This window comes from Pilosibacter sp. YYHA0881 (assembly GCF_051602715.1).
Classification (GTDB): domain Bacteria; phylum Bacillota; class Clostridia; order Lachnospirales; family Lachnospiraceae; genus Alitiscatomonas; species Alitiscatomonas aceti.
The window spans coordinates 1,495,951-1,513,745 of the sequence record NZ_CP175657.1 but is presented as its reverse complement, the minus strand read 5'-3'; the positions used below and the strand labels follow the sequence as shown (position 1 = coordinate 1,513,745).

Here is a 17,795-nt window from a genome sequence, read left to right as displayed (position 1 = left end):
AATGAATCGTGATCTGCCCAAATTATTTGATGAATTTGTAGACGCCAGAAAAAACGGCTTCCTGGCAGCCAAGGAATTTAAGGAAAACGGCGGAAAATTAGCGGGCTGTCTCTGCTCCTATACGCCCCAGGAACTCCTGGACGCTGGAAATATTGCGGCCATCGGCCTTTGCGGGACCAGCAACGAGACGATCCCGGATGCAGAAAAGGTGCTCCCCAAAAACCTGTGCCCGCTGATCAAGGGAACCTACGGCTTTGCTGTGACGGAAAAATGTCCGTATACATATTTTTCTGATATTATCATCGGTGAGACCACCTGTGACGGAAAGAAAAAGATGTATGAGCTTCTGAACGAGATCAAAGAAACATATGTGATGCATCTTCCCCAGGGACAGGACCGCCCTTATGCCAAGGATATCTGGTATGAGGAGGTATGTCTTTTAAAGAAAAAACTGGAAGAAAAGTTTGGCATCACCATCACAGACGAGGATCTGAGACGGGCCGTGCGGGTACGCAACGAGCAGAGAAAGGCCCTCTGCGAGATGTATGAGCTTCAGGCCCTCTGCCCTCCGCCCATGCGCGGCACAGAGATGATGCTGGCGCTTCAGAAGGGGACCTTTACCTTCGACCTGCAGCAGCAGATCTCCAATATCAAAGAACTGGTGAACGAGGCTAAAGCCGCTTATGAAAGAGGGGAGCGTCCTGTGCCCGCCTCCGCAAAGAGGATCCTGATCACAGGCTGTCCCACCGGCGGTGTGATCCAGAAGGTGGGGATGGTGATCGAGGACAACGGCGGAGTCATTGTCTGCCTGGATGACTGCTCCGGTGAGCGTACCAGGAGCATGATGATCGACGAGAACGCAGACGATATTTTACGTGCCATTTCCGACCGGTATCTTTCCATCCACTGCTCCGTTATGACGCCCAACGACGACCGCCTGGAAAATACAAAGAAAATGATCGAGAAATATAAGGTAGACGGCGTGATCGAGGTGATCCTCCAGGCCTGCCATACCTTTAACGTGGAATCCCACAAGACCCGCCGGGTGGTTGAGGACGAGCTGGGCGTTCCGTATCTGAAGCTGGAGACCGATTATTCCACCACAGACAGCGGCCAGATCGAGACCCGTGTTGCGGCCTTCCTGGAAATGCTGTAAGATCAAGATGCCCTGGGGCTGCTGTAAAAGAGAAGGTTTTGAACCTCTCTTTTGCAACAGCCCCTTTTTACATGAAAACTATTCACAATTTCTTAAGAAGTCACGAATTGAAAAGCCCTGTGGGTTGTGGTATGATAAAATCAAGATTTTGCGAGGAGGATACGAAAATGAAGCAGACGTCCCTTGTTATCATGGCGGCCGGAATTGGAAGCCGGTTCGGCGGCGGGATCAAACAGCTGGAGCCGGTGGGGCCCAACGGCGAGATCATCATGGATTATTCCATCCACGACGCCCTGGAGGCTGGTTTCAATAAGATCATTTTCATCATCAGAAAGGATCTGGAAAAGGATTTTAAGGAGATCATCGGAAACCGGATTGAAAAGGTGGCTCCGGTGGAATATGCGTTCCAGGAGATGGATGACCTGCCGGAGGGATTTACAGTGCCGGAGGGCCGGAAAAAGCCCTGGGGAACGGGACAGGCCGTTCTGGCAGCCAGAAACGTGATCCACGAGCCCTTCCTGGTGATCAATGCCGACGACTATTATGGAAAAGAAGGATTTAAAAAGATCCATGACTATATGGTAAACGAGATGGACGAGGACGGAGACTGCTACGATATGTGTATGGCGGGCTTTATTTTGTCCAATACTTTAAGCGAGAACGGAGGCGTTACCAGGGGCGTGGCCACAGTGGATGAAAACGGGTGCCTTGCCAAGGTGACGGAGACTTACGATATTTACCAGGACGCAGATGGAATGCATGCGTCTGACAATGACGGAAATCCGGTGACTGTGGAAGCCGGACAGCACGTTTCCATGAATATGTTCGGTCTGCCCATGGGCTTTTTAAAGGAGCTGGAGAAGGGCTTTCCGGAGTTCCTGGGAAATGTGAAGGAGGGTGACGTAAAGGCCGAGTATCTGCTCCCGGCCATGATCGACCAGTGCATCCGTACCGGAAAGGCCAGAGTCCGTGTACTGGAAACACGGGATAAATGGTTCGGAGTCACATATAAAGAGGACAAACCGGCGGTGGTGGCCTCGATCCGCAGGCTGGTGGACGAAGGCGTTTACCCGGAGAAGCTGTTTTAAATATTGAAGTGCGCTTCCCGCTCCTTCCTGCATATTATGATCCCAAAGGGATTTACAGGAAAAGGAGCGGGAACTTTTATGGAAAGGATCTACCGCGGCTATCCCCAGGCCCTCCATGCCATGGAACGGAGTGGGGATCTGATGCCATACATGCTGTACCGGAGAGAGGAACAGGCGGGACGCCGGAGCGCGGCTCTGGAAAAACGCCGTTTCCAGGATCTGGAATATTTTAAGGGGCTGTATCCCCGGTCCGTCAGACGCTGCCAGAGCTTTGTGGAGGCGTGCTGTGACCGGTATGATCACCCGGGAAGCCCCATTTACGATGAATACCCGGACCGGGTACTGCTGCTGGGGATCCGGAACCGGATCCTCGAGGAGATGCGGGAACAGGGGGAGGACACGGACCAGGATCTGGTCTGGCTTCTGACCCTCCAGGAGATCTTACGGCGGCGGGCGATCAGTTAAAGGACCGGCGTACAGGATACGCTGTCCGGAAGAAAAGGCAGACAGGAAGAGAACTGAATGAAAACAGGAAAAAAAATTGCAGTGCTGGCGCTGATCTTTGTGGCGGCAGCCATCATTTATTTTGTCTGGCCCCTGGGCCGGAAGGAAGAGAATAAAACAGGCGTCGTGTATACAGCCATGAGCGAGGCAGAGCTTCCGGTTGTATATCCCACAGCCTTGGGACGGGAACTGGCGCCGTTATTCGGCCACCGGGAGGAACTGGCTGTCACAGCAGAACGTGACAGCCTCCTGGTGCTGCCGGAGGACCGCAGGCTTCCCATCCGGATCCAGTATGGAGACGAAATAAAGACACTGCAGTATGAGATCCGCACCATGGACATGACCCATCTGGTGGAGCGCACCACGGTCACAGACTGGACCGAGGAAAATGGTCAGATAAACGCAGTTCTGCCAGTCCAGAACCTTCTGGAGCCGGAGACCCAGTATCAGCTGGGGATCCAGGCGGTCCTTTCGGATGGGACCAGCGCCTGGTACTACGCCCGGATCCTGGAGACGGACAATGACCATGCGGCCCAGATGCTGGCCCTGGCGGAGGACTTTTCCCAGAAGACCTTCCACTATGATTCGGCCCAGGAGCTGACCACCTATATGGAGTCAACGCCCAGCGCGGATAATTCCAGCTTCGGAACGGTCACCCTGAAAAACAGCTTTACCCAGATGACCTGGGGAAGCCTGGGCGTGTCCCGGGGAGAAACGGTCTTTGCGTCCCTGAAGGAGCTTTCCGGTGATCTGGCTAATATCGAGCTGGAATACTATGTGACCAGGGAGGCAGACGGCGGAGCCGGAGGAATGGACGGCGGGGAGACAGAGGTCTATGGGGTGACTGAGAACTTCACTTTAAAGTGGAGCAGCCAGCGGATCTATATGATGGATTATGAAAGGACCATGAACCAGCTCTTTTCCGGCAGCCGGGAGCTTTTCTCAGGAAAGCGCATTCTGCTGGGGATCTCCGATGGAGACGGGCTGTACGCAAAGAAAAGCGAAAGCGGCCGGTATACGGCCTTTGTGACCAACCGGGAGCTGTGGGCCTATGACCGGGAGGAAGGAAACAGTATCTGTATTTTTGCTTTCGGAGGATGGAACACAGACGACCTCCGGGCCGGACGGGACCGCCACGGGGTGGAGATCCTGGAGGTGTCCGATGGGGGGACTGTGGATTTTCTGGTCTACGGCTATATGAACCGGGGCGGCAGAGAGGGATACACAGGCGTTTCTTTTTATCGTTATGAGGCAGAGTCCAATACTCTGACGGAGCAGTTTTTCCTTCCGGCCGCCGAGCCGTACAGCGAGCTCCGGCTGGATCTGGCCCGCCTGGCCCATAAGGGACAGAACGGTATTTTTTACATGTACATGGGCGGAAGCGTTTATGGGATCGATCTGAACAGCCACGAGTATGTGGTGGTGGCTTCGGGTCTGGATGAGGAACGGTTTGCGGTCAGCTCCGATGGGTCCCGGCTGGCCTGGCAGGAGGATACGGGGATCTATGATTCCAGGATGCTCCATATCATGGACCTGGATACAGGAGACAAGACCCAGATCGGAGACGGAAAGAGCGATGCGTACAGGATCCTGGGCTTTGTGGGAAGCGACTGCGTGTACGGGATCGGAGAATATGGGGATCATATCATATCCAACGGGCGCACCATGGGCTTATATCTGAAATCCCTGGATATCATCGACCAGAACATGGCCAGCGCCATGCACTACGAAAAGAGCGGAAAGTACATCCGGGACGTGGCCGTGGACGAAAGCCGGATCCACCTGGAGCTGGTGTCTGACCGGGACGGCGGCTTTTTCGGCGAGGCCGAGGAGGAGACCCTGGTGTGCAACGCAAAGGTCCTTCCTGGAAAGATGGATGATATCGGCTGGTATGCGTCGGATGTGAGGGGTCGGGTTTATTTTGTGCAGCTGGGCCAGGATATTTCCGCTTCCCAGAAGATCCGGACCATTTCCCCGAAAAAAACGGTGCGGGAGGAGAATAATGAGATCCATACGGAGGCTCAGGCCTCTGGCGTGGAGGAAAAGTTTTACGCTTATGGCCGTGGACGGCTCATTGGGATCTATTCCAGCTTTGCCGATGCGGCTGACGCAGCGTATGATCCCATGGGATTCGTGACCTTTGGAAAGCACGATCTGGTGTGGGAGAGGGCCAGCCGTCCGGGCTCCTATTTCATCCGGGATCTGAATACCGCCACCCGGAAGCTGGACCGTTACAGAACAGAGTTTACGGGAACCAGCCGGAGGGAGGGCGATGCCCTTCTTTTGGACGCCTCTGGGAGCTCCTTAAATGTAGCGCTGTTTTTCGTCTGCCGGAACCAGCCGGTGCTCTTGTATACCGGGGAAGGGAGCTTTCTGTATCTGACTGGCTACGACCAGACCCATGTCCGGATCTGGGATCCGTCCGCAGCCCAGAGTATGACCATTCCCATGGAGGAGGCCAGAGCCCGGTTTGAAAGCCTTGGCAGCGACTATATCTGCTGCCTTCCGCTCTGATCCGGCAAAGGAAAATCCCTACTTTACAAATCCCGAATCTATGCTATAATTTACTAGTCAAAGTATAAGCAAATGAGAGTGTTTGCGGGAATTATAGAAATCAGACCGCTTTCCGGCGCTTCCGGAAGGCGGTACAGCGGATATAGAGGTGCAGAATGGAACAATATATTATGAAGGGCGGCAACCCCCTGGTGGGAGACGTGACCATCAGCGGAGCAAAAAATGCGGCTCTGGGGATCCTGGCGGCGTCCATCATGACCGATGAGGACGTGGTGATCGAGAACCTGCCGGATGTGAGTGATATCAACGCACTGCTGGATGCGATCCGGCACCTGGGCGCTAAGGTGGAGCGGCCCGACCGGCACACAGTACGGATCAATGCCAGGGATATCCACGCAGTGACCGTGGAAGATGAGCATATGCGCAAGATCCGCGCATCCTATTACTTCATTGGCGCACTTCTTGGAAAGTATAAGAGCGCGGAGGTTCCGCTTCCCGGCGGTTGCACCATCGGAAGCAGACCCATTGACCAGCATTTAAAGGGCTTCCGTGCCCTGGGCTCTGATGTATCCATCATGCGCGGGGCAGTGATCGCCCATGCCATCGACCTGGTGGCCAGCCATATCTACCTGGATGTGGTTTCCGTGGGCGCTACCATCAATATCATGATGGCCGCCACCATGGCTGAGGGAGAAACGATCTTAGAGAATGTGGCCAAGGAGCCCCATGTGGTGGACGTGGCCAACTTTTTAAACAGCATGGGCGCCAACATCAAGGGAGCCGGTACGGATGTGATCCGGATCCGCGGCGTGCGGCATCTCCATGGAACCACATACTCCATCATCCCCGACCAGATCGAGGCCGGGACCTTTATGTGCGCGGCCGCAGTGACCCGCGGAGACATCACGGTGAAGAACGTGATCCCCAAGCACCTGGAGGCTATTTCCGCAAAGCTTGTGGAGATGGGCTGCGAGGTTGTGGAGTTTGACGAAGAAATCCGTGTGGTGGGAAAACCGAAGCAGCGCCATATGAATTTTAAGACCCTGCCGTATCCCGGTTTCCCAACAGATATGCAGCCCCAGATGACCGTGGCCCTGGCTCTGGCTGACGGAACCAGTGTGGTGACAGAGAGTATTTTTGAAAACCGCTTCAAATACGTGGATGAGCTGTCCCGCATGGGTGCAAACATCAAGGTTGAAGGCTCTGTGGCCATTGTGGACGGCGTCAGTATGTTCACCGGCGCACAGGTGGTGGCTCCCGATCTCAGAGCCGGAGCGGCCCTGGTACTGGCCGGACTGGCCGCCGAGGGATATACGGTGGTGGATGAGATCGGCTACATTGAACGGGGCTACGAAAACTTTGAAGAGAAGCTCCGCTCCCTGGGCGCATGCATCGAGCGGGTGGATTCTGAGAAGGAAGCCCAGAAGTTTAAGCTCCGGGTGGGCTAGGCAGGTTCCGCGTAAATTTCAAATTTCCTATTGACATTTGGAAAGGAATCGGCTAGTATATTGGCTGTAACTCAACGGCGGCTCCTGGCTGCCGGAAAACAAAATAAAAAAGTTCGTAGAATATTCAGTTTTATCCCTTATTCAGAGTGATGGAGGTACATAGGACCTGTGAAGTCACGGCAACCCCTGTTAATCGCGGTGCGAGAGGGCAGGAAGGTGCCAGCCTGAGCGAGAAATCGAGCAATAAGAGGATTTGATGGAGTAGCTTTGTCAAGTCCGCTTATGAATGTGAGCGGACTTTTTTTATGCGCGGGATACAGAAAGAGGAGCTGGCAGACAGTGCCGGCGTGCCCTGCGCGCCCCTGAAACCAGAGAGGAGAAAAAATGGAAAAGAGACTTTTTACATCTGAGTCCGTAACAGAGGGACATCCGGATAAAATGTGCGACGCGATCTCTGATGCGATCCTGGACGCACTGATGGAGAAGGACCCCATGAGCCGTGTGGCATGTGAGACCTGCGCCACCACAGGACTTGTGATGGTCATGGGTGAGATCACCACCAACGCATATGTGGACATCCAGAAGATCGTCCGCGAGACGGTCCGCGAGATCGGCTACGACCGGGCCAAATATGGCTTCGACTGCGATACCTGCGGCGTTGTGGTCGCCATCGACGAGCAGTCCACGGATATTGCCATGGGCGTAAACAAAGCCCTGGAAGCCAGAGAGAAGACCATGACCGAGGACGAGCTGGATGCCATCGGCGCCGGAGACCAGGGTATGATGTTCGGCTTTGCCAGCAACGAGACAGAGGAATATATGCCCTATCCGATCTCCCTGGCCCATAAGCTGACAAGGCAGCTTACCAAGGTGAGAAAGGACGGCACACTTAAATATTTAAGACCCGACGGAAAGAGCCAGGTGACGGTGGAGTACGACGAAAACGGAAAGCCGTACCGTCTGGACGCTGTTGTTTTATCCACCCAGCACGATGATGCTGTGACCCAGGAGCAGATCCATGAGGACATTAAGAAGTATGTGTTCGATCCGGTGCTTCCGGCAGGAATGGTGGACGAAAACACGAAGTTTTATATCAATCCCACAGGCCGTTTCGTGATCGGAGGACCCCACGGCGACAGCGGACTGACTGGAAGAAAGATCATTGTTGACACCTACGGCGGATATGCCCGCCACGGCGGCGGCGCATTCTCCGGTAAGGACTGCACCAAGGTGGACCGTTCCGCAGCTTATGCGGCCCGTTATGTGGCCAAGAACATGGTTGCGGCAGGACTTGCCGATAAGTGCGAGGTCCAGCTTTCCTACGCCATCGGCGTGGCCCATCCCACTTCCATCGAGGTGGATACCTTCGGAACTGGAAAGCTTTCCGATGACAGGCTTGTGGAGATCATCCGCGAACACTTTGACCTCCGCCCGGCCGGGATCATTAAGATGTTAGATCTCCGCCGCCCCATCTACAAGCAGACTGCGGCTTACGGCCATTTCGGAAGGACCGATGTGGATCTGCCGTGGGAGAAGTTAGACAAGGTGGATGTGCTGAAGAAATATCTGTAAGAACAGAATATAGAAGAAAAAGGCTTCTGGAGCCAGCCCCACAGCGGCGTTTGCCGGGGCTGGCTCTCTGTTTTATCTGGGTGCCCCCGCCCATTTCCCTGCCCAGGAAAAAAGCTGCTCCGACATGGCATCAAAGGCAACCGGTCTTCCGCCCTTCAGTTCCATAAAGGTCTGGAGAACGGCGCTTTCCTCTGGGGGCAGGACAGATACCAGATCCGCCATATGCCGTACATAAACTCCGGTCCTCTGGAAGTGGACCGCCTGGAGGACAAAGGAGGCAGATTTATAGAGTCCCTTTAAAATATCCTCGCTTTTTTCATAGAGCATATTGTGGACACAGCCGTGGTAGACACCGCAGGCGCCGGACTTTATGGCCCGGGCTATATCGGCGCTGGTGACAGAGGAGAGCACCTGGTCCAGGCTTCCTCTTATGGGGGTGGTGTCGCGGCAGAACTGGAAAAGCTCCGAGGGCTCCCAGTTTTCCAGCTCCTGTCTTCCGGACAGGAAGCCGCAGATAAGCTCCCGGCAGGGAAGGGTATCCAGCATGGCGTCATAGGTATGGATATCGCTGGCGGAGAGCTGGTCCAGGATCACCACCATATCAATGTCGCTGGCTTCTGTGGCCTCCCCGCGGCCGTAGCTGCCCTGGAGTCCGGCAAACCAGACGCGGTCCGGAAAGGCCTGATCCAGGGCAGCCATATATTTTTTAATAAATTCAGTTATTTCAATCATTTTCGTTAATTCTCTCTTTTCAATTCCGGGAGCCTTTCCCATTCCTTCTGGTAGGCCACGTCTCCATTCTTTATGACAGTCTCCACCAGGTTGATCCCCGTATGGTAGGGCATAAAGTGGATGGACGGGTATTTTAAGATGACCACATCGGCTTTTTTGCCCTTTTCCAGGCTTCCGATGGAATCAGCGCGCCCAAGGGCTGCGGCCCCGTTGATGGTGAGGGCAGTGATCACCTCCTCAATGGACATATTCATATAGATGCAGCCCAGGGCTATGAGAAGGGGGATGCTGTTGGTAAAGCAGCTTCCGGGGTTCAGATCCGAAGCCAGGGCCACGGCACAGCCGGAATCGATCATCTTTCTCGCCGGGGCGAAGGGCTCTTTTAAGCAGAAAGCGGTGGCCGGCAGCAGCGTACTGATGACGCCCGCCTTTGCCATCTGGCGGATCCCCTCGTCGGAGGCCTTTAAAAGGTGGTCAGCGGAATACGCGCCTGTGCGGGCGGCCAGCTCTGCGCCTCCCAGAGAGTTCATTTCATCGGCATGGACCTTCAGCTTGAAGCCCATTTCCTTTGCCCTGGTCAGATAGTATTCAGAATCTTCAATGCCGAACACGCCCTTTTCGCAGAAGATATCGGCAAACTCTGCCAGTCCCTCCTCCTTGACCACAGGCATTACGTCCTGTAAGAGCATATCGATGAATTCCCGCTCCTTTCCCTTATACTGGGGCAGGACGCTGTGGGGGCCCAGGAAGGTAGTCACGATATCCACCGGATGGGAGGCGTCCAGCTCCTTCATGGCCCGGAGCTGCTTTAATTCCGTATTCCGGTCCATGCCGTAGCCGCTTTTTCCCTCAACGGTGGTCACGCCGAACTCCAGCATCCGGTTCATCCGTTCTCTTCCGACAGAAACCAGCTCCTGGATGGAGGCGTCCCTGGTGGGGCCGACGGTGGCGTTGATGCCGCCTCCCCGCTCCATGATGGACATATAGGTATCGCCCTTTAAGCGCCAGGAAAACTCCTCGGCCCGGTAGCCGCCGAAGATAAAGTGGGTGTGGGAATCCACGAAGCCAGGAAGAACGGTCTTTCCGGAGGCGTCCAGGACCGTATAGCCAGAGGCAGTTTCCGTACATGCGTCAGCCTGACCGGAGCCCTCTTCAAAGCCTGCCAGGAGATCCAGCTCCTCGGTGGTGCCGACGGCAAAGATCTGGTCGTCATGGATCAGAACGCCCCCGTTTTTTATAAGACCGATATCGGCCATTTCCGCGCCTTTTTTGGGAGCGGAGCCCCGGCAGGTCACCAGCTCGGAGGCGCGGCGGATATAAAGTTTTTTCATATAGTCTCCTACTTTCTCTGCAAAGGAACCGCCGGATGCGTTTCCAGGCGGTTCCGGCCTGGGCAGAAGGCTGCTCAGGCCGGGGCAGTATGGTTTATTTACATGCGTTGTTAAATACGCGCTCGATCAGCTCATCGTCGGCGATATAGGGCATCGTGATAGCGTCAGAGCCGGCAAATTTCTTATTATATTCGGCAACGGTCGCAATGGAGTGCTCGTTTCTTGCCCAGCTTCTTCTGGAAACGCCCACCATGGTATCCCACGGGATGGCTTCGCGGATGATCTGGTCCGTGAGCTCGGAGCCGTCTAAGACAAGGCCGAAGCCGCCGTTGATGGCCTTTCCGATGCCGGTGCCGCCGCCGTTGTGGAGAGCCACAAGGGTCATGCCGCGGGCTGCGTTTCCTGCATAGCAGTGGGTCGCCATGTCGGCCGTGAAGTTGGAGCCGTCATAGATATTGGAGGTCTCGCGGTACGGGGAATCGGTGCCGCCGGTATCGTGGTGGTCGCGGCCCAGCATCACCGGTCCGATCTCTCCATTTCTTACCATTTCATTGAATTTTAAAGCGATGTCGCGTCTTCCCAGAGCATCCTGGTAGAGGATCCGGCACTGGGTCCCCACCACCAGCTGGTTCTTTTCAGCATCACGGATCCAGATCCAGTTGTCCCGGTCCTGGAAGCGGCGGTTGGGATCGATGATCTCCATGGCCGCATGGTCGGTCTTAATAAGGTCCTCATGCTTTCCGGACAGGCAGCACCAGCGGAACGGGCCGTAGCCGTAGTCGAATAACTCCGGTCCAAGGATGTCCTCCACATAGGACGGGAAGATGAAGCCCTCGGAGGTGTCCACGCCGTTTTTGGAGATCTCCTTGTTTCCGGCGTCAAATACAGCCTTCATGAAGGCGTTGCCGTAATCAAAGAAATAGGAGCCTCTTTCCACCAGAGTCCGGATCATATGGAAGTGGGTGGTCAGGGAACGGTTGACCAGCTCACAGAATTTTTCATGGTCATGGTCCAGCATCTCAGTTCTTTCCTCAAAGGTCAGGCCCTGGGGGCAGTAGCCGCCGTCGTAGGGAACGTGACAGGAGGTCTGGTCGGAGAGCAGGTCGATATGGATGTTGTTGTTTACAGCATATTCCAGCAGGTCCACGATATTTCCGTGGAAGGCGATGGACATGGGCTCTTTCCTGTCCATATAGGTCCGGGCTGTACGGAAGGCCTCCTCCGGAGACTCGCAGATCATTTTTACCCAGCCCTGGCTGTGGCGGGTCTCGATCCGGGAGGAATCCACCTCGGCGATGATGCCCACGCCTCCGGCGATCTCGATGGCCTTGGGCTGTGCGCCGCTCATGCCGCCCAGTCCGCTGGTGACGAATAAGTGGCCGGCCAGGTTTCCTTCTGCGGGAACGCCTAAGAACTTACGGCCTGCGTTTAAGATGGTATTGAAGGTACCGTGGACGATGCCCTGGGGGCCGATGTACATCCAGCCTCCGGCTGTCATCTGGCCGTAGGAGGAGCAGCCCATGGCCGTTGCCTTTGCCCAGGTCTCCGGATTATCGCCCTCGCCCACCATAAGGCCGTTGGTGATGACCACTCTGGGGGCCTGCTTATGGGAGTGGAAAAGGCCCAGGGGATGGCCGGACATCACCACAAGGGTCTGCTCGTCGGTGAGGACCTCCAGATATTTTTTCAGGAGCTGGTACTGCATCCAGTTCTGGCATACCTGTCCGGTCTCGCCGTAGGTCACAAGCTCATAAGGATAAAGGGCCACATCATGGTTTAAGTTGTTGTCGATCATTACCTGGAAGGCCTTGCCCTGGACGCAGTTTCCCTTATATTCGTCGATGGGCTTTCCGTAGATCCTTTCCTTTGGCATAAAACGGTATCCGTAGATCCGGCCGCGGGTCAGGAGCTCTTCCATAAATTCGGGGGCCAGAGCCTCGTGGAGCTCCTCGGGCACATAGCGGAGGGCGTTTTTCACTGCCAGCTTCTTTTCATGGTCGGAGAGGGTCAGGTCGCGCATGGGGGCACGGCGGATCCCTTCCTTAAATACAGGATACTCCGGAAGCACCGGATCCAGCTTGATGGTCATGGCAGCGCCGATTTCTTTGTTGGTCATATGCATTCTCATCCTTTCTCTTTATAACAGAAACGTCTTAGTCTTTCTAAAATCTGCGGAACTATTCAGTTACTTAGAGTATATCACCAGAGAGTCAAAAAAACGTCAATAAGCTGGAATAGTTGACAGTTTTTTGGACGTTTTGTATACTTAAAGGCAGAAGAAACCAGCATCCGTGAGGGAACTGCGGCAGTACGGCCGCAAGCGAAAGTGAGGGGATACGGTGAAAAAAATTGAAATACGCCTGTTCGGGACTCCGGCCATCCTGGCAGACGGGGAACCGGTGGGCTTTCCATATAAAAAGGTGGAGGGCTTTCTTTATTATCTCTGTGTGAAAAAGGAGATCACCAGAGAGGAGGCCATCTGTCTTTTATGGGGGGATGAGGACGAGGCCAGCGGAAGGAAAAAGCTCCGGGACGCCATCTACCAGGTACGGAAAAAGCTGGATAAGGACATTATCCTGACTGCGGGCCATACGGGGATCGCCCTAAATCCGGCCTGTCCCGTGTCCATTGACTGGGATCATGTAAAAAAGGGCCATCTGGGAGAGCAGAAGCCGTTCCTGGAATATTTTTACATAAAAAAATGTCTGGAATTTGAAGAGTGGGTCGGCGGGATCCGGGCCATGCAGAGCGAGGAGTCTGTAAAAAATGCCTCTGGGAAATTCCGGGAGGCCAGAGAGAAGGGAGACATGGAGGCGGTCCAGAAATACGGCTCCCTTCTTATAAAAGAGGATCCATATGATGAAGAGATCTATTATGAGCTGATGAGCATTTATGCAGAACATGGCGATTATATCATGGCCATCCGCCTGTACTATGATCTGGAAAAGTGCCTGAAGGAGGAGATGGGGGTGGAGCCGTCCCGGAAGATCCGGGAGCTGTTCCAGCGGGTGTTCCATGTGAAGGAGCATATGAAGGCCGTGGGAGGCCCGGCGGACCTGCCCTTTGTGGGGAGGAAAAAGGAATTATTTTCTGTCAGTGAATTTCTGGAATGGGATCCCTCCGATCCGGTGAACTGCCTGGTGGTGGTGGGAGAGGAGGGGGTCGGAAAAACGGCGTTTCTGGAAAACAGCCTCCGGCTGGCCGCCTCCAGGCAGATGGTGACCTTAAAAAGCTCCTGCTACCGCCAGGGAACGGATTTTTTTCTGAACCCCTGGAGCGATATTTTACAGGAGCTGCGCCAGATCCAGGAAAACGGAGGCCCGGGATTTTTAAAGACCGGGGATGAGGAGCGCCTGTCCATGATCCTTAAGCTGGAAAACGCCGGAGGGCCCGACAGCCGCCGTCTCACCTATTCCATGATCGAGCGAGAGATCATGGAACTGTTTTCCGGCCTTACCCGCCGCTTCCGGGTCCTGCTGGCCTTTGACGATGTCCAGTGGATGGACCGGATGAGCCTCCAGCTTTTAAACCGGCTTCTGGGAAGCGCCTCCGGGGCCGGGACAGCAGTATTGTGTACCTGCAGCAAAAATGGGGAAATGGATGTGATGACATCTCTGGAGCCCCTGGTGCGGGAGGACAGGATCACCGTGGTCCGCCTGGAGCCATTTACAGAGGAAGAGACAGAGGAGATCCTGCGGCGGGAGCTTCCCGATGTGGCAAAGGAGGCGGGAAAGTGCCGGTCCATCTATAAGACCACCGAGGGGAACGCCTTTTTCCTTCGGGAGATGATCAATCTGATCCGGAAAAAGGGCTTTACCCTGGAAAAATCCGCCAAGACCAATCTGGCCATCCAGACCCGGCTGTCATCGGTGGGAGCCAGGGAGCGGGAGATCCTGGAATGTATGTCCGTGTTCCCGGAAAAGATCGGTATCGAGGAGCTGGAATATCTGATGAAGGGGACGGACCGGCTGACGCTCTTAAAGCGTCTGGAGAGGCTTTCCGAGGCCTTTCTGATCCAGGAGGTGCTGGTGGGCTGGAACGTGTATTATAAGTTCAGCCACCGCCTGTTCCAGGAATATGTGTATGAAAAGCAGAGTAACGGAAAGACCCTCCAGTACCACCGGATGCTGGCGGAATATTATGGGAGCCAGCCGGACCGGGGCTTCCGGACCCTGGCCCTGGCAGCCTACCACTATGATAAGTGCCATGACCAGGTCCAGGCGTACCGCTATCAGATCTACTATCTGAAGGAATTTTACACGGTCATCAACGAGAATTTCCCGGTGCTCCACAGCCCGATGCCGGAGCAGGGAGACGATTTCGGCGTCATGACCGGGGCGGAGCGGATGCTGGAGCTGGCGGAGCAGGTCATTGGATTAAAGGACGATTCCCCCATGATCCGACAGATGAAAATGGAAATGCGCTATATCAAGGGACGGTATGAGATCGCCATGGGCGAGTATGACCGGGGAAATTCTGACATTAACTGCAGCATGGCCCTGGCCCTGGGGCTGGGGGACGACGAGGTTTACCTGGCATGCTTAAAACAGCAGATCTTCTGCGGGATCCAGACCGGGAACACAGAGCTGGTGGAGGAGCTGGTGGAGCACGGGCTCCGGTGCCGGGGCGGAGAGAAAAAGGACGAGTATGCCACCCTCATGCGCTTAAAGGGGCTCTGCTATATGCAGAAGGGAAAGTACGATGTGGCGGAGACCATGCTGCTCCAGGCCTTGTCCCTGTTTGAGGAGCTGGACCATGAGATCTACGGCGCGGGCGTGGCGGCCTGCTACAATTATCTGGGAGATGTATACAGGAAGCAGGATCATCTGGACGAGGCCATGGCCTATTATGGCCGCGCCCTGGCGGTGGGCGAGAGCCTGTCCTTTATGAACGGCCTGGGCCAGATCTACTCCAGCATGGGCCAGGTCCACTGTCTCAGAGGCCAGTATAAGGAGGCCATGGCGCTTCTGGAAAAGGCTGTGGAATGCCTGGAACGGAACGGCTACCGCTGGGGCCTGGAACGGGCCGAGGGCTGGCTCGCTCTCACCTGCATAAAGACGGGCGACCTAAAGAGCGCCAGGGAGCATTACAGGAAGGGGAGGGAGATCTCCGATAAGATCCGGAATCCGGAGACGGAACGGCTGCTTTCCGAGGTAGAGAAACGATTGGAGAATCGTCTGACATATTAGCATGATAAAGTGAAAGAGTTTGACGCTTTTTGGACGTTTTTTGTGTATAATGGATCCATATCCGACTGGAACTGGTAAAAATTTCAGCAAAATCACATAAGGAGAGGTAGCATATGCAGAAAGTTGTAATCACAGGCCATGACCTGACCGTGGACCAGATCATCGCCGTATGCCGCGAAGGCGCAGAAGTCGTTTTATCGGATGAGAGCAGAGAAAAGATCCTGGCCTCCAGACAGGTGGTCAACGAGCTGGTGGAGGAGAGAAAGGTCGTATACGGGATCACCACTGGCTTCGGTAAGTTCAGCGATGTGGTCATTTCCCAGGATGAGTGTAAGCTGCTGCAGAAGAACCTGATCATCACCCATGCGGTAGGCGCGGGGGATCCCTTTAAAGAGGACATTGCCAGGGGGATCCTGTTACTTCGTGTCAACAGCCTTTCCAACGGCTTTTCCGGCATCTGCCTGGAGACTGTGGAGACCATGATCGCCATGTTAAATAAGGGTGTGACTCCGTTTATCCCGGAAAAGGGCTCCCTGGGCGCATCCGGAGATCTGGCTCCCCTGTCCCATATGGTCCTTCCCATGATCGGTCTTGGAATGGCCTGGTATAAGGGCGAGCTGCTTCCGGGCGCTGAGGCCATGGAGCGGGCCGGGATCCCGGTGATCGAGCTGTCTGCCAAAGAGGGGCTTGCCTTAAATAACGGGACCCAGGCCATGACCTCTGTGGGCGCCCACGCTCTTCATGACGCCATTACGCTCTTAAAGACCGCCGACATCGCCGCTGCCTTATCCTTTGAGGCCCAGAACGGCGTTGTGGACGCCCTGGATGCAAGAGTCCACCAGGTACGTCCCCATGCAGGCCAGATGGCCACAGCCAGGAACTTATTAAAGCTCCTGGAGGGAAGCAAAAACGCCAGCCGCCAGGGAGAGATCCGTGTACAGGACGCTTATTCCCTGCGCTGCTGTCCGCAGATCCACGGAGCCAGCAAGGACGCGGTCAACTATGTGGGCGGCCGTGTGGACATCGAGATCAATGCCGTTACGGATAACCCGCTGATCTTCAGGGAGGACAGAAGCGGAATTTCCGGAGGAAACTTCCACGGACAGCCCATGGCTTTAAGCTTTGACTTCTTAAAGATCGCAGAATCCGAGCTGGCCGACGTTTCCGAGCGCCGGATCGAACGTCTGGTGAACCCGGCGTACAGCGGCCTTCCCGCATTCCTGACACCCAACGGCGGCGTAAACTCCGGCTTTATGATCGTCCAGTATTCGGCTGCCGCCCTGGTTTCTGAAAATAAAGTCCTGGCCCATCCGGCCAGCGTGGACAGCATCCCGTCTTCCGCAGGCCAGGAAGACCATGTGAGCATGGGGACCATCGCCGCAAGGCAGGCCGGCGAGATCGGCCGCAATGTGCGCCGTGTGCTGGCTATGGAGTTGATGGTAGCCTGCCAGGGCATCGACATGAGAGGAAACAAGGGACTTGGAAAGGGGACCCAGGCGGCCTATGATCTTGTGCGCAAATGTGTGGCCCGTCTGGATGAGGACCGGGAGCTTTATGAGGACATCAACTACTGCGAAAAGATCATCGAGGACGGCTCTCTGATCCGTGCCGTTGAGGAAGCCCTGGGAGCAGAAATCGAGTATTAAATATGAACATGGAGATAAAAAAGATCGGAAGAGATGCATGCCGCGTCTCTTCCTGGTCCGGCGGGACCACCACCGAGTTTTCCATCGCGCCGGAAAACGGGAATTACCAGAGCCGGGACTTTCTGTGGCGCTTAAGCTCCGCCACCGTGGAGCTGGAGGAGAGCACCTTTACGTCTCTCCCGGATTTTGACCGGATCATCCTGACCCTTGAAGGGGAGATGGACATATGCCACGACGGGGGACCATGGATCCATCTGGAGGAGTTTTCGCCCCATCGGTTTGACGGGGCCAGTGAGACCAGAAGCCGGGGGCAGGTGACGGACTTTAATCTGATGTTAAGGAAGGGAGCCTGTACAGGGGACCTGGAGGTCCTTTCCGGTTCTGGAAGTGAACAGACAGAGGATGTGTACAGGACCCTGTTCTTTTACTGCCATGAGGGCCGGATGGAGGTCCTGGTTTCCGGACCGGAGCCAGTGATCCTGGATGAAGGCCAGGGGCTCCTGCTGCGGGGACTGCCGTCCGGGAGCCGGATCGCCTATGAGATAAAGCCAGGGACCCGGGCTGTGAAAGCAGAGATCCATGAAAAACATGAAAATGATAAAAATTAAAACAATC

At 55.2% G+C, this 17,795-nt stretch carries 12 protein-coding genes and 1 riboswitch; of the genes, 9 read left to right on the top strand and 3 right to left on the bottom strand.

Going from position 1 to position 17,795, the window contains the following annotated elements; all coding sequences use genetic code 11:
• Window position 1 precedes the first annotated feature (1 nt).
• The 6 genes from ACI6NM_RS07040 to metK all read left to right on the top strand — a co-directional run bounded on the left by ACI6NM_RS07040 (window position 2) and on the right by metK (window position 8,282).
• Entirely contained in the window at window positions 2–1,156 is a 1,155-nt protein-coding gene (locus tag ACI6NM_RS07040; protein ID WP_262427068.1) for a double-cubane-cluster-containing anaerobic reductase, read from the top strand.
• Window positions 1,157–1,323: 167 nt separating this feature from the next.
• Window positions 1,324–2,244, top strand: coding sequence for a nucleotidyltransferase family protein (locus ACI6NM_RS07035; RefSeq protein ID WP_022273276.1), 921 nt, complete (start codon window positions 1,324–1,326; stop codon window positions 2,242–2,244).
• 78 nt (window positions 2,245–2,322) lie between these two features.
• The gene (locus ACI6NM_RS07030; protein WP_262427067.1) at window positions 2,323–2,709 is read left to right on the top strand and encodes a hypothetical protein; all 387 of its coding nucleotides are present in this window, start codon (window positions 2,323–2,325) and stop codon (window positions 2,707–2,709) included.
• Window positions 2,710–2,766: 57 nt separating this feature from the next.
• The gene (locus ACI6NM_RS07025; RefSeq protein WP_262427066.1) at window positions 2,767–5,262 is read left to right on the top strand and encodes a TolB-like translocation protein; all 2,496 of its coding nucleotides are present in this window, start codon (window positions 2,767–2,769) and stop codon (window positions 5,260–5,262) included.
• 155 nt (window positions 5,263–5,417) lie between these two features.
• Window positions 5,418–6,710 (top strand): UDP-N-acetylglucosamine 1-carboxyvinyltransferase, encoded by a 1,293-nt coding sequence (locus ACI6NM_RS07020; protein WP_262427065.1) that lies wholly within the window; start codon window positions 5,418–5,420, stop codon window positions 6,708–6,710.
• Window positions 6,711–6,844: 134 nt separating this feature from the next.
• Window positions 6,845–6,960, top strand: a riboswitch (SAM riboswitch).
• A gap of 134 nt (window positions 6,961–7,094) precedes the next feature.
• A complete protein-coding gene (metK, locus tag ACI6NM_RS07015; RefSeq protein ID WP_022273272.1) occupies window positions 7,095–8,282 on the top strand; it encodes a methionine adenosyltransferase in 1,188 nt (395 codons plus the stop codon).
• 72 nt (window positions 8,283–8,354) lie between these two features.
• On the opposite strand, the gene ACI6NM_RS07010 is transcribed toward metK, so the two are convergent.
• The 3 genes from ACI6NM_RS07010 to ACI6NM_RS07000 all read right to left on the bottom strand — a co-directional run bounded on the left by ACI6NM_RS07010 (window position 8,355) and on the right by ACI6NM_RS07000 (window position 12,461).
• Window positions 8,355–9,014, bottom strand: a complete 660-nt coding sequence (locus ACI6NM_RS07010; protein ID WP_022273271.1) for a nucleotidyltransferase domain-containing protein — start codon at window positions 9,012–9,014, stop codon at window positions 8,355–8,357.
• 5 nt (window positions 9,015–9,019) lie between these two features.
• Window positions 9,020–10,345 carry an imidazolonepropionase gene (gene hutI / locus ACI6NM_RS07005; protein WP_262427064.1) on the bottom strand — a complete coding sequence of 442 codons (1,326 nt, stop codon included), beginning with the start codon at window positions 10,343–10,345 and terminating at the stop codon, window positions 9,020–9,022.
• A 94-nt stretch (window positions 10,346–10,439) separates the two neighbouring features.
• Window positions 10,440–12,461: a urocanate hydratase gene (locus tag ACI6NM_RS07000; RefSeq protein WP_215655021.1), complete on the bottom strand. Its 2,022-nt coding sequence runs from the start codon at window positions 12,459–12,461 to the stop codon at window positions 10,440–10,442.
• A 223-nt stretch (window positions 12,462–12,684) separates the two neighbouring features.
• Here ACI6NM_RS07000 and ACI6NM_RS06995 point away from each other — a divergent pair, with 223 nt between their 5' ends.
• The 3 genes from ACI6NM_RS06995 (at window position 12,685) to ACI6NM_RS06985 (ending at window position 17,788) form a co-directional block, all read left to right on the top strand.
• Entirely contained in the window at window positions 12,685–15,534 is a 2,850-nt protein-coding gene (locus tag ACI6NM_RS06995) for an ATP-binding protein (RefSeq protein WP_262427063.1), read from the top strand.
• Between the two features lie 113 nt (window positions 15,535–15,647).
• Window positions 15,648–17,180: a histidine ammonia-lyase gene (gene hutH / locus ACI6NM_RS06990; protein ID WP_158358304.1), complete on the top strand. Its 1,533-nt coding sequence runs from the start codon at window positions 15,648–15,650 to the stop codon at window positions 17,178–17,180.
• 2 nt (window positions 17,181–17,182) lie between these two features.
• Window positions 17,183–17,788, top strand: a complete 606-nt coding sequence (locus tag ACI6NM_RS06985; protein ID WP_262427062.1) for a HutD/Ves family protein — start codon at window positions 17,183–17,185, stop codon at window positions 17,786–17,788.
• Window positions 17,789–17,795 lie beyond the last annotated feature (7 nt).